Below are 12,922 nucleotides of genomic sequence, written 5' to 3'. Positions count from 1 at the left end.
ATCAGGTCTTGGTGAAAAGGTCTTTGCAGCGGTCACGCAGGATGTTCTTTTGCACCTTGCCCATTGTGTTGCGGGGGAGCTCGTCCAGCAAGATCAACTGGCGGGGATGTTTGAACCGGGCGAGCGCGTCCCGAACCGCACCCATGATGGCCTCGATATCTGGCGTGTGACCGGGGGCAGGGACCAGAATGCCAACCGGGGTTTCTCCGAAATCCGGATGCGGGACGCCAATTACCGCGCTTTCCAGCACGCCGGGTTGTTCGTCTAGCAGCAGCTCGATCTCTTTGGGGTAGATATTATACCCGCCCGAGATGATCAGGTCTTTGCCACGCCCGACGATATGGACATAGCCATCTTCATCGATCCGCCCTAGATCACCGGTGATGAAGAACCCGTCTTCGCGCAGTTCTGCGGCGGTTTTGTCGGGCATTTGCCAGTAGCCCTGAAACACATTGGGACCGCGCACCTCGATGATGCCGATCTCACCATCTGCTAGGGTTTGACCTGTTTTGGGGTCTGTGACCTTCAGTTCAACATCCGGCAGGGGAAATCCGACCGTTCCCGCCCGGCGTTCGCCGTCATAGGGGTTAGAAGTGTTCATGTTCGTCTCGGTCATGCCATAGCGTTCCAGAATGCGATGACCTGTACGGTCTTCAAATTGAACGTGGGTATCTGCCAGCAAAGGCGCTGAACCTGAGATGAACAGCCGCATATCCTGAGTCAGATCTTGGGCGAAGCGGTCGTCGCTTAGCAGGCGGGTGTAAAACGTCGGCACCCCCATCATCGCCGTTGCCTGTGGCATCAGGCGTAACATATCTTCCAGGTCGAACTTCGGCAGAAATATCATCGACCCGCCCGATGCGAGGACGACATTTGTCGCAACAAACAGTCCATGCGTGTGAAAGATCGGCAGCGCGTGCAACAGCACGTCATCATTTGTGAATCGCCATTCCTGCACAAGGGTCTCCGCGTTCGACAGCAGATTCGCCTGCGTCAGCATTGCCCCTTTCGAACGCCCCGTCGTGCCTGAAGTATATAGAAACGCAGCCAGATCATCTTCGGATCGGTGGGCCGGCTGAAAGGCCGGAAGCATCCCCAGAGCACGCCGCATCAGGCTGCCTGAACCGTCGGCGTTCAGCGTTTCAAGCCGGGCATTGTTCTTTTGCGCGATCTCGGCAAGCCCTGCCTCGTTTGCCTCATCGCACACCACCAGTGAAGCGCCGCTGTTTTCGATGAAATAGCTTAGCTCTTGCGTCGTATAGCCCGTATTGAGAGGTAGAAAGATCAGCCCCGCTTGGACACAGGCGGCATAAAGCGCCAGTGCCTCAACGGATTTCTCCACCTGCACCGCCACGCGGTCGCCCGGTTCCATTTCCAGTCCTGTCATGGTGTTGGCCAGACGGGCCGCCGTGTCCAGAAACGTGGCATGGGTCAAAGTCTGATCATCCGGAAGGTGCAAAAATGGCGTATCCTTGCCTGCATGGATGCCCAGCAAACGATCATAAAGCGGGTTGCCCATCCCGATATCCTTTCCAGCAGACGCGCACATTCTGCAGCAAATCTGTCGTGGAATTGGGGAAGCGTAAAGCCCGGACAATCAGAACTCGGTTGTCATCCGATATCCGGCCGCAAAATACATCTTGGCAAACGTTACCGGCTGACCCTGCAGCCAGGTGATACGCTCGGCAGTAAAAACGGGTTCACCCTCGGGAACGTCCAGAAATCCGGCCAAAGTGGTATCGGCGCGGCTGGCCAGAAAGGTCAACTCGACATTGGTGAACGGGACAGTTTGCACCAGCCAGTCATTGGGTCCGACGCTAGAGAAATCTGCCTGCGTGACCTGAGGTACGCTGTCTATCACGATCCAGCGGTCTTCGAACTGAAAAGGTGAATTGCCGGAGAAATGCATGCATCGCACGTGCATCACACTTTGATCAGCACGTAGGGCCAACCGGGCCGCCAGCCAGTCTGGGGCGATCTGCGTTTCACATGATACAAGAGCGTAGCGATAGGTTCCGCCCGCCGCTTCGATTTCATCTCGGACCAGAGGAATTGTGAAGCGCGCCTGTCGCTGCGGTGCGCTAAGGACCCGGGTGCCTGCCTTTCGGCGCCGTTCAAGAAACCCTTCATCCGCCAGTTCCCGCAGTGCTCTGTTGACTGTGGTGCGGGTGCACGAAAACTCGACCGCTAATTCTTGCTCATTGGGAAGCAGAGCGTCGGGCTGCAATTCGCCCGAGCGGATTCGGCGCAGGACGGTTTGCTTAATGTCTTTGTAGCTGGTTGTGTCGCTGGTTTGGGTCATATCAGTTCAGATGTCTTCCAAAAGGTCATTCATCGCGGCACGATAATTGTTCAGGATCGCATCGCGGGCGATATGCCGCCCGCCGCGCACCTGATGTCGCCCGGCAGACCAAAGGTCGGTCACTGTTCCGTCAGGCGCGGCAAAGCTCAGGCCGTCAATCAATTGATCGTCGCGCAAAGTACACAGGGTGGGGTGACTTCGATCGATCGCAACCAGATCGGCCAGATGACCTATTGCGATCTCTCCGGCGTCGCGCCCCAGCGCCTGTGCGCCACCGCGGGCGGCTCCGGTATACAGCGTTTGACCGACCGAGCCTTCGCCACGTACCAGCACAGTGCGGGCCTTGTCGCGCAGACGTTGAGAATACTCCAGCGTACGCAATTCCTCGGGCAGTGAAATGCGCACATTCGAGTCTGAACCGACACCAAAGGCACCGCCCTGCTCGATGTAGACGGCACCATTGAAAATACCATCCCCCAGATTGGCCTCTGTGATCGGGCACAGACCGGCCACAGCCCCGGATCGGGCAAGAGCGCGGGTTTCATCGTCTGTCATATGAGTTGCATGGATCAGGCACCATCGTTCGTTCACATCCACGTTGCTCAGCAGCCAATCTACCGGTCGCTGACCCAGAGCGGCTTCTACATCCGTGACCTCCTTCTCTTGTTCAGAGATGTGGATGTGCACCGGGCCTCGCGGGGTAGCGTTCAGCACTTGCCGTAGATCATCAGGCGAGGTCGCACGCAGAGAGTGCGGCGCGATGCCGATCTGGCTGTCTGCATAAGGCATCAGCGGCTTACAGTCCTCGACAAGCTGCAGGAACCTTTCCACATCATTGCCGAACCGCAATTGTCCACCGGTCAGAGGCTCTTGCGCGACGCCGCCATAGGTGTAGAGCACCGGTAGATGTGTCAATCCAATCCCGGTTTGGCTGACTGCCGAGAAGATGCGCTGACTCAGCTCAGACAACTGCGCATAAGGCGTGCCGCCGGGTTGGTGGTGGACGTAGTGGAATTCCCCGACCGCAGCATACCCGGCTTCCTGCATCTCCATATAGACCAATGCAGCAATGGACTCGATCTGTGCAGGAGTGAGGCGGTCCAGAAATCGGTACATCAAGGTACGCCAGGTCCAGAAGCTTTCGCGCCCTGCTACGCGCGTTTCGGTCATGCCCGCCATGGCGCGTTGAAAGGCATGGCAGTGCAGGTTCGCCAAAGCGGGCAGCAACACGTCGACCCGAGTGTCTTCGGGTTTTGGCTCGGTCCCTGATTTCAGCGCAGCGATCCGACCGTCCTCGATTTCGACTCGTAGGTTGTGCACCCACTCAGAGCCTAACAGGGCCGTTTTGGCATGAACCGTCATCGTAATTCCATTTTGTGTAGACTTTATATTTTTAGCCGTATACGAAAAAAACAAGCGCAGGGGGAGCCCAAAAGAATCGCCATGACGAAAAAAACTGTTCTTTGTAGCAAACATGTAGCCACCATGGGGGGCGACCAACCCTATGGGATGATCGAGGATGGTGCGATTGCCATCGATGGGTCGGAAATCGTTTGGGTTGGCGCTCGGTCGGCAATGCCGCCGTCATATGCCGAGTGGCCGCTAAACGACTATGGTGACCGCTTGATCACGCCTGCTCTGATTGATGCTCATACTCATGTTGTGTTTGGCGGCAACCGCGCGGTTGAGTTCGAAATGCGCCTGAAGGGCGCGACCTACGAAGAAATTGCCCGCGCGGGTGGAGGCATCCTGTCGACCGTAAACGGCACGCGGGCAGCAACAGAAGAAGAGCTGCTTGCAGGCGCGCTTTCGCGCGTGGACGCATTGCTGGCCGAAGGTGTGTCCTGCATCGAGGTGAAGTCGGGTTATGGGCTCGATACCGAAACCGAACTGCGTATGTTGCGCGCGGCGCGCCGAATTGCGCGGGAGCGCCCTATTCGGGTCAACACCAGTTTTCTTGGCGCACATGCCGTTCCGCCAGAATATGCGGGTCGGGATGACGCCTATATTGACGAGGTCTGCATTCCGACACTGCGCGCGGCCCATGCCGAAGGGCTGGTGGACGCGGTGGATGGGTTCTGCGAAGGCATTGCATTTGATCCCACACAGATCGAACGGGTTTTTGTTGTCGCGCAAGAGCTTGGCCTACCGGTGAAGCTGCATGCTGAACAACTTTCAAATCTAGGTGGGGCTAAGCTGGCAGCAGCTTACGGAGCGATATCCGCTGATCATATCGAATATCTGGACGCCGACGGCGTTACCGCCATGGCTGGGGCCGGAACGGTCGCGGTCCTGCTGCCCGGCGCGTTTTATACGCTGCATGAAACGCAAGCTCCGCCGATTGAATTGTTGCGCCAGAAGAATGTTCCCATAGCACTGGCGACCGATTGCAATCCGGGATCCTCACCCCTGACTTCTCTGCTGCTAACAATGAACATGGGGTGCACTTTGTTTCGCATGACGCCTGAGGAAGCATTGGCAGGTGTTACCCGCGTCGCGGCCCGTGCTTTGGGTCTGGATGATACCGGCGTGATCGCGCCCGGATTGCGCGCTGATCTGGCCGTCTGGGATGCCACTCACCCTGCAGAACTGTCCTATCGCATCGGTTTCAACCCTCTGCATAAACGTATTTTTGGAGGTCTGGAATGACACCTCTGTTGCTTGTCCCTGGTCAGGTTTCGCTGGATCAGCTTGCCCAGATCTACTGGACCGAAGCCGCCATTTCGCTTGACGCCACCTGCCAACCCAAGGTTGAGGTCGCTGCTGCCCGCATTGCGCAGGCTGCCGAAGGGACCGAGCCCGTCTATGGCGTCAACACCGGCTTTGGCAAACTGGCGAGTCACAAGATTGCGGCCAAAGATACCTCAACCCTGCAGCGCAACCTGATCCTCAGCCATTGTTGCGGGGTGGGTCCGGCAGTGCCGCGTCGTCTGGCGCGGCTGATGATGTCACTGAAGTTGCTGTCATTCGGCCGAGGTGCTTCGGGTGTCCGCTGGGAACTTGTCGAATTGCTACAACGGATGCTGGCGTGTGGTGTGACACCTGTGATCCCGGCACAGGGTTCGGTCGGCGCGTCTGGCGATCTTGCGCCACTGGCCCATATGACCGCTGTGGTGATCGGTGAGGGCAAGGCAGAGGTGAACGGTGTTGTTATGCCGGGTGCAGAGGCTCTGAAAACAGCTGGGCTAGAGCCGATTCAACTTGGTCCAAAGGAGGGCCTTGCATTCATCAACGGGACGCAATTTTCGACTGCCTTTGCTCTGTCCGGATTGTTTGAAGGTTGGCGTTCAGCACAAAATGCGCTGGTGATTTCGGCGGCTTCAACTGATGCGATCATGGGATCCACCGCCCCTCTGCAACCCGAGATTCACGCGCTGCGCGGGCATCGTGGTCAGATCGAAGCGGCGGCGGCGATGCGGGCCACTCTGGAGGGATCTGAGATCCGCGAAAGTCACCGTGATGGGGATACGCGAGTGCAGGATCCATATTGCATCCGCTGCCAACCACAGGTGACCGGCGCAGCGATGGATGTGATCCGGCAGGCGTCTGCAACTCTTGTAACTGAGGCCAACGCGGCCACTGATAATCCGCTGGTTCTGACCGATCCGGATGCAATTGTTTCGGGCGGGAATTTCCACGCCGAGCCGGTAGGCTTTGCCGCCGATATGATTGCTTTGGCCCTGTCAGAGATCGGGGCGATCGCACAGCGTCGGATCGCATTAATGGTCGACCCGGCGCTTAGCTTTGATCTGCCGCCCTTCCTGACGCCCGAGCCGGGGCTGAACTCGGGTCTGATGATCGCCGAGGTCACGACGGCTGCATTGATGAGCGAGAACAAACATCTGGCCAACCCATGTGTGACCGACAGCACACCTACATCGGCCAATCAAGAAGACCACGTCTCGATGGCTGCCCACGGGGCGCGGCGTTTAGGCCGGATGGTTGATAATTTGAACTATATTCTGGGGATCGAACTGCTCTGCGCCGCGCAAGGCATCGAGTTCCGCGCACCTCTTGCGACCAGCAAAGCGCTGACCAGCGTGGTTGGGCGATTGCGCGACGGTATCCCGTCGCTTGGCGATGATCGCTATCTGGCACCCGAATTGGAAACCGCGAAGTCCCTAGTCGAAAGCGGAACTATTCTGCAGGCAGCTGCAATGCCCATGCCGGAGCTGTCGTGATGCAGGTTTTCAGCGTTCAGCGTGGCGATGGGCCCATCGTGCTGGGACAGCCGCATGGCGGCACGTATGTGCCCGACGACATTGCTGCGCGACTGAATGCGAATGGGCAGGCGCTGGCGGATACGGATTGGCATATCAATCAGCTCTACGATGGGCTCGTTGCCAACGCGACGGTCGTGCAATCCCATATCCACCGCTATGTCATTGACGCTAATCGAGACCCTGCGGATGTATCATTGTATCCTGGGCAGAACACAACAACTCTGGTGCCGTTGACCGATTTTGACGGTCAGCCGATCTGGGCCGAGGGGCAGGAGCCCTCAATCGATGAGATCGAGGTACGTCGAACCGCCTACCACGCGCCCTACCACAACGCGCTTGAGCAAGAGCTTGAAAGGGTGCGGGCAATACACGGCGTTGCGATCTTGTTTGACTGCCACTCGATCCGCAGCAAGATTCCGTTCCTGTTTGAAGGCACCCTGCCGGATATGAACATCGGCACCGATGGTGGCGCGACCTGTGCCCCCGGCATTGAGGCCGCGGCCTATGAATTTTCGCATTCCTCCCCTTACAGCACCGTCCTGAACGGGCGATTCCGAGGGGGTTGGACGACCCGCCACTATGGCCGTCCTGATGAGGGCCAACACGCGATCCAGATGGAGCTGGCGCAATCTACCTATCTGTCCGCCGAAACCCCTCCGTGGGCGTTTGACGAGGCGAAAGCCAAGCGCCTGCGTCGCTGGTTGGTGGATATTCTCGACGCCATCCAAGACACTGCATTGGAGCTTTGACATGACCGATCCTCGCAAGAATACCCGCGATATCTATCCGCCCACCGGCCCCGAACTGAACGCAAAAAGCTGGGTGACCGAAGCGCCGTTGCGGATGATGATGAATAACCTGCATCCGGATGTGGCCGAAAACCCGCACGAGCTGGTGGTTTATGGCGGCATCGGTCGCGCGGCGCGGACATGGAACGATTTCGACCGGATCGTCGCAGGGCTGAAAGATCTGGAAGAGGATGAAACCCTGATCGTCCAGTCGGGCAAACCGGTGGCGATCATCCGCACCCATAAGGATGCGCCTCGGGTTCTGATCGCCAACTCAAACATCGTGCCTCATTGGGCCAATTGGGATCACTTCAACGAGCTCGATAAGAAGGGGCTGATGATGTACGGCCAGATGACGGCCGGTTCGTGGATCTATATCGGTACGCAGGGCATCGTACAGGGCACCTACGAAACCTTTGCCGAGGCTGGCCGTCAGCACTATGGCGGCGACTTGACTGGCAAGTGGATTCTGACCGGCGGTCTGGGCGGCATGGGTGGCGCACAGCCTCTGGCGGCAGTGTTCGCCGGGGCCAGTTGTTTGGCGGTCGAGTGCAATCCGGATTCTATCGATTTCCGCCTGCGCACCAAGTATCTGGACGAAAAAGCCGAGACTCTCGACGAAGCGCTTGAGATGATCGACCGCTGGACCAAGGCGGGCGAGGCGAAATCTGTGGGTCTGCTAGGCAATGCGGCTGAGGTGTTCCCCGAAATTTATGCGCGGATGCAGGCCGGTGGCATGCGCCCCGATATCGTCACTGACCAAACCAGCGCCCATGACCCGATCAATGGGTATCTGCCGATTGGCTGGAGCATGGCGCAGTGGAAGGACAAGCGCGAAACTGATCCTAAAGCGGTTGAAAAGGCCGCCCGTGCCTCGATGAAACAGCATGTCGCTGCAATGGTCGATTTCTGGAACGCGGGCGTTCCGACGCTGGATTACGGCAACAACATCCGTCAGGTGGCGCAGGATGAAGGCTTGGAGAATGCCTTTGCCTTCCCCGGCTTTGTGCCCGCCTATATCCGGCCGCTGTTCTGCAAGGGCATCGGCCCGTTCCGCTGGTGTGCATTGTCGGGTGACCCCGAGGATATCTACAAGACCGACGCCAAGATGAAGGAGCTGTTCCCTGAGAACGAGCATCTGCATCGTTGGCTGGATATGGCGCAGGAACGCATTGCGTTTCAGGGTCTGCCCGCACGTATATGCTGGATCGGCCTTGGAGATCGCCACCGCGCGGGGTTGGCCTTCAACGAAATGGTTGCCAATGGCGAGTTGAAAGCGCCTGTTGTCATTGGCCGAGACCATCTGGACTCGGGCTCGGTCGCCAGCCCGAACCGCGAGACCGAGGCGATGCTGGACGGCTCGGATGCAGTGTCGGATTGGCCGCTGTTGAACGCTCTGATCAATACGGCCAGCGGTGCGACCTGGGTCTCGCTGCATCATGGCGGCGGCGTGGGCATGGGCTTTAGTCAGCACGCGGGTGTTGTGATCTGCGCCGATGGGACCGATGATGCCGCGCGGCGATTGGAGCGCGTTCTGTGGAACGACCCTGCCTCAGGCGTCTGGCGTCACGCAGATGCGGGGTATGAGATCGCGAAAGACTGCGCTCGCGAACATGGGCTGCGCCTGCCTGGTATTCTCGGTTAGATCAATCTGCCTCTGGTGAAAATGCTGCACCTGCGATATCCCGCAGGTGCGCTAATCGGAGGCCTGACATGTATGTAGCTACTCTGCTGACCAACCCTGCGGCCCCTTCTTTAGAGGCGACGCTGGTTGAGTCGTTGCGGAATGCATGGGGCGGGGGTGATGCGAACTGGCTGAGCCTCGATGAGGCGGCCGAGTTTTCCCTGCCAGAAACTCCCGACAATCGCTGGGACGTCTGGGGCGAGTTGCAACAGATGGGCGTGGATCTGGTCGTGCAAAAAGCCGACGGTCGCCGGAAAAAGATGCTGCTGGCCGATATGGACAGCACCATGATCCAACAGGAATGCATCGATGAACTGGCTGATGAGGCTGGTGTCGGTGATCGGGTCAAGGATATCACCGCGCGTGCAATGAACGGCGAGCTGGATTTCGAAGGTGCGCTGACTGAGCGTGTGGGCTTATTGAAAGGGCTGGATGAAAGCGTGATCGGCAAGGTTCTGGATGAACGGATCACATTGATGCCCGGTGGTAAGGTGCTACTTGCCACGATGCGCGCGAATGGGGCCTATGCAGCGCTGGTGTCGGGTGGGTTCACGGCTTTTACGGCTAAGGTCGCCGAAGCGCTTGGGTTTGATGAGAACCGGGCGAATACATTGCTGGCTGAGGATGGCAAGCTTACCGGCGACGTGAAGTGGCCCATTCTTGGGCGACAGGCCAAAATAGAGGCATTGGAGCAGATCACAACACGCCTAGGTATCTCCGAGGTTGACGTGATTGCCGTCGGCGATGGAGCAAATGATCTGGGAATGTTGGGTCGGGCGGGGACGGGTGTCGCGTTGCACGCTAAGCCTTCGGTCGCTGCCGAATGTGATGTCCGCATAAATCACGGCGATCTGACAGCGTTGTTGTATCTGCAGGGCTATGGCAGGTCAGAATTTCAAGGCCTCTAAGGGGCTTCCTTTAATTTAACTATTGTGTTAAATAAGGCCATGAATACGCTTCTGGTCACATTCTCCGCTTTGTCTGATGCCACTCGGTTCTCGATTGTCGAGCAACTGATGGACGAAGGCGAACTGCCCGTCGGTAATTTGATTGAAGGCAAGGGCATGTCAGGGGCCGCGATCTCGCGCCATTTGAAGGTTTTGCGCGAGGCCGGGTTGGTGCAGCAGCGGGTACACGGCACGCAACGGATGTATTCGGTGCAACCCGAGGGGCTGCGCGCGATAGCCGAATGGACGATTTCGAAACGACATTTCTGGGAAAGCAGCCTCGACCGTTTGGAAGAGCTTATTGAAAGGGAAAATTCATGGCCGACCTGAAACTGGAACGAGATTTTCCCGTTAGTCCCGAGGTCCTGTTCGCATGGGTCAGCGATGGTGCGAAACTTCTGCAGTGGTGGGGGCCCGAAGGGTTGCATGTACCGGAACATGATCTCGACTTTTCGCGCATTGGTCCCTGGTATTCGGTTATGCAGAATGGCGAGGGTCAGCAGTTCAAAGTCTCGGGTCACGTTACCCATATCGATCGACCAAAATCTGTTGGATTTACGTGGGCTTGGCATGACGATCAGGACCAGCGCGGTGCGGAAAGCCATGTGACCTTTTCGGTTACCGCGACCAACAGCGGATCACGGCTGGTGGTTGATCACCGTGAACTTGTCGATGCCGAGTCGGCCACGAACCACAACGAAGGCTGGACATCGTCGCTGCGCAAACTCGAAGCACTTTGCAAATAGGTTTTCATCAGGGAGGAGCGATATGCCCCAATATTTGTTTGTTTATCACGGGGGTCACACCCCAACCGATCCCGCCGAGATCGAGGCGACCATGGCCGCTTGGGGCGCTTGGTTTCAGGAAATCGGCGGCTCATTAGAGATTCCGGGAAATCCTGTAGGCCAGTCCTACACGGTCAGCAGTGGTGGGATCGAAGACAATGGTGGTGCAAACCCGGCCTCGGGTTTCACGGTGGTCAAGGCTGATAGCATTGACGCCGCAACCGAGATGGCCAAGGGTTGCCCGATGGTTGTGAACGGCTCGGGTTCGGTCGAGGTGGCCGAGGTCCACGAGATCGAGATGTAATCCTCAGCCGGGGAAGCCCGGTGCAGGTTTGATAGCGCCGCATTCCAGCCCACGACGGCTGTATTGCGTGGCGTTCATGAATTTGCGAGTGGCCGGGTGATCGGCCTCTAGCACATCTAAATGCACTAGAATCGCGGCGATGGCGCATTCGCTGGCGCGGGTAGTGCCGTCAGTGATTTTTAGCGCAACGCCCATGCGCTTTTCCGGGATGATGGCAACAAAGACGGCCTCGGCCCCTGTCTTGATTGCAACGCGCCCGTTCATCGCTCGCATCAACTCGGTACAAGCGCGAGTTTCACCTGCGACAAGTTCGGGATGTTTCACCATTGCTTCTGTGAGCTGTACCGCTGCTTCGCTGGAGCGGTCCGAACGGTCTGCCGCAGAGGCAAACCAGGCCATTGATCGCGCAAGTCCCGCCAGAGACGTCGCAAAATTCGGCGCCGAGCACCCGTCGATTCCGTAGGTGGGACTGGTTTCGCTTGTGGTTTCTTCGATGGCAGACAGGCAGGCCTGCTGAACAGGATGATCTATTTCCAAGTATTCCGGCCCGGCCCCCATATGCTGCGTCAAAGTCAGGAAACCGCAATGCTTGCCTGAGCAATTGTTGTGAATCTGGCAAGGCGTGTCATCTGCCAGTATCAGCCCGTCACGGGCCGCCATGTCGGCAGGTTCCTGCGGGCCGCAGCGCAGATCGGGCTCGGACAGGCCGAGGTGATCGAGCCATGCCGACACGCGGTCAGTATGGATATGCGCCCCGTTATGTGAAGCGCAGGCCAAGGCCAGATGTTCGCTGTTCAAACCGTATTTTGCAGCTGCTCCCGAGGTGATCAGCGGCAGGGCCTGGATCATTTTGGCCGAGGAACGGGGATAGATCACCGCGTTTGGATCACCCCAGCTGCGCACGATCTGACCACTATCGTCACAGATCACTGCATGGCCCATATGCAGGCTTTCCAACAGTGACCCGCGCCAGAGTTCTGTCATCGGTACGGCTTGTGTCATGTCCACCCCATCAATCATGCGCAAAAATCTGCCAATCGCCCTTTCGCCTGTGGCGAAACCTGCGTTAGTGTGTGTATGTCGACAATCATCGGAATACGCAACTGATCAGACGAACCGGCAGAGTTCGCACGTATTTCCGATGGGTATGAGGTAATAGGTCGGGCTAGGAGGCTGAACCGATGGGATTAAAGCTCGTCCGCGTGATCGCGGGCCTGTGCATGGCAGGAATGGCGACAACGGCAATTGCGCAGCAGGCGACCAGTACCAATCGCGTCGCTGCAAAAACGGACTGGAGCGTGTTTGTCGAGGACGATCCAACCGAATGCTGGAGCGTATCTGCCCCGAAAGAGACCGTGAACACACGCGGTGGCCGGGTCGTTTCCGTTCGGCGCAGCGATATCCTGCTGTTTGTGTTCTATCGCCCGAATGCCGAGGTTAAAGGGCAGGTGACCTTTACCGGCGGCTATCCGTTTGCGTCTGGTTCTACTGTCAATTTGGTTGTCGATGGCAGCGAGTTCGAGCTGTTCACCGATGGTGAGTGGGCATGGCCTGCGACCGCCTCGGATGATGCCAAGATCGTCACAGCGATGAAGCGTGGAAGTGAGGCGGTGCTGACCGCCCGTTCGGAACGTGGTACGCAGACCAAGGACACTTTCTCGTTGCTGGGCTTTACGGCCGCGATTGAAGACGCGGAAACGCGCTGCACGAACTAAGCCACAAGCAGATCAAATTCCGAAACCCCGCTTTCCGGCGGGGTTTTATTTGTTTGGTCCGATCCTGTGTGTTTTCAGAAATTTACGCTACGTAGAGCGGTGTTTCTTGATCCGTGTCAAAGCCTGCGTCCCCGTTTTCTGAACTAATTAGTTCAGAATTTGTTGAGGAGTCGG

General features: G+C 57.8%; 13 protein-coding genes. 9 read left to right on the top strand and 4 right to left on the bottom strand.

Going from position 1 to position 12,922, the window contains the following annotated elements; translation table 11 throughout:
- Position 1 precedes the first annotated feature (1 nt).
- The 3 genes from ACR0EN_RS06900 to ACR0EN_RS06890 form a co-directional block, all read right to left on the bottom strand.
- On the bottom strand, positions 2 to 1,519 hold the full coding sequence (locus ACR0EN_RS06900) for a malonate--CoA ligase (protein WP_480585871.1): 1,518 nt from the start codon (positions 1,517 to 1,519) through the stop codon (positions 2 to 4).
- Between the two features lie 78 nt (positions 1,520 to 1,597).
- Positions 1,598 to 2,302, bottom strand: coding sequence for a GntR family transcriptional regulator (locus ACR0EN_RS06895; RefSeq protein WP_170399103.1), 705 nt, complete (start codon positions 2,300 to 2,302; stop codon positions 1,598 to 1,600).
- A 6-nt stretch (positions 2,303 to 2,308) separates the two neighbouring features.
- Positions 2,309 to 3,664, bottom strand: coding sequence for a formimidoylglutamate deiminase (locus ACR0EN_RS06890; RefSeq protein WP_170509005.1), 1,356 nt, complete (start codon positions 3,662 to 3,664; stop codon positions 2,309 to 2,311).
- Between the two features lie 81 nt (positions 3,665 to 3,745).
- Here ACR0EN_RS06890 and hutI point away from each other — a divergent pair, with 81 nt between their 5' ends.
- The 8 genes from hutI (at position 3,746) to ACR0EN_RS06850 (ending at position 11,033) form a co-directional block, all read left to right on the top strand.
- A complete protein-coding gene (gene hutI / locus ACR0EN_RS06885; RefSeq protein ID WP_480585868.1) occupies positions 3,746 to 4,951 on the top strand; it encodes an imidazolonepropionase in 1,206 nt (401 codons plus the stop codon).
- Entirely contained in the window at positions 4,948 to 6,483 is a 1,536-nt protein-coding gene (gene hutH, locus ACR0EN_RS06880) for a histidine ammonia-lyase (RefSeq protein WP_480585865.1), read from the top strand. Before hutI ends, hutH begins: the two co-directional genes overlap by 4 nt.
- Positions 6,483 to 7,274 (top strand): N-formylglutamate deformylase, encoded by a 792-nt coding sequence (gene hutG, locus ACR0EN_RS06875; protein WP_480585862.1) that lies wholly within the window; start codon positions 6,483 to 6,485, stop codon positions 7,272 to 7,274. The genes hutH and hutG overlap by 1 nt, the downstream gene beginning before the upstream one ends.
- A 1-nt stretch (position 7,275) precedes the next feature.
- Positions 7,276 to 8,958, top strand: coding sequence for a urocanate hydratase (gene hutU, locus ACR0EN_RS06870; protein ID WP_170399092.1), 1,683 nt, complete (start codon positions 7,276 to 7,278; stop codon positions 8,956 to 8,958).
- A 68-nt stretch (positions 8,959 to 9,026) separates the two neighbouring features.
- Positions 9,027 to 9,905, top strand: a complete 879-nt coding sequence (gene serB, locus ACR0EN_RS06865) for a phosphoserine phosphatase SerB (protein ID WP_480585859.1) — start codon at positions 9,027 to 9,029, stop codon at positions 9,903 to 9,905.
- Positions 9,906 to 9,944: 39 nt separating this feature from the next.
- A complete protein-coding gene (locus tag ACR0EN_RS06860) occupies positions 9,945 to 10,274 on the top strand; it encodes a metalloregulator ArsR/SmtB family transcription factor (RefSeq protein ID WP_170399088.1) in 330 nt (109 codons plus the stop codon).
- Positions 10,262 to 10,690: an SRPBCC family protein gene (locus ACR0EN_RS06855; RefSeq protein WP_170399086.1), complete on the top strand. Its 429-nt coding sequence runs from the start codon at positions 10,262 to 10,264 to the stop codon at positions 10,688 to 10,690. Before ACR0EN_RS06860 ends, ACR0EN_RS06855 begins: the two co-directional genes overlap by 13 nt.
- A gap of 22 nt (positions 10,691 to 10,712) precedes the next feature.
- Positions 10,713 to 11,033: a YciI family protein gene (locus tag ACR0EN_RS06850; protein ID WP_170399083.1), complete on the top strand. Its 321-nt coding sequence runs from the start codon at positions 10,713 to 10,715 to the stop codon at positions 11,031 to 11,033.
- 3 nt (positions 11,034 to 11,036) lie between these two features.
- Here the strand turns inward: ACR0EN_RS06850 and ACR0EN_RS06845 are convergent, their stop codons facing one another.
- Positions 11,037 to 12,035, bottom strand: a complete 999-nt coding sequence (locus ACR0EN_RS06845; RefSeq protein ID WP_170399080.1) for an asparaginase — start codon at positions 12,033 to 12,035, stop codon at positions 11,037 to 11,039.
- A gap of 179 nt (positions 12,036 to 12,214) precedes the next feature.
- Here ACR0EN_RS06845 and ACR0EN_RS06840 point away from each other — a divergent pair, with 179 nt between their 5' ends.
- Positions 12,215 to 12,748, top strand: a complete 534-nt coding sequence (locus tag ACR0EN_RS06840) for an invasion associated locus B family protein (protein ID WP_170399079.1) — start codon at positions 12,215 to 12,217, stop codon at positions 12,746 to 12,748.
- Positions 12,749 to 12,922: the final 174 nt, after the last annotated feature.

The organism is Ruegeria sp. AB7 (assembly GCF_056542625.1).
The sequence above is the reverse complement of the archived record's forward strand: the minus strand, read 5'-3'. Positions and strand labels throughout refer to the sequence as shown.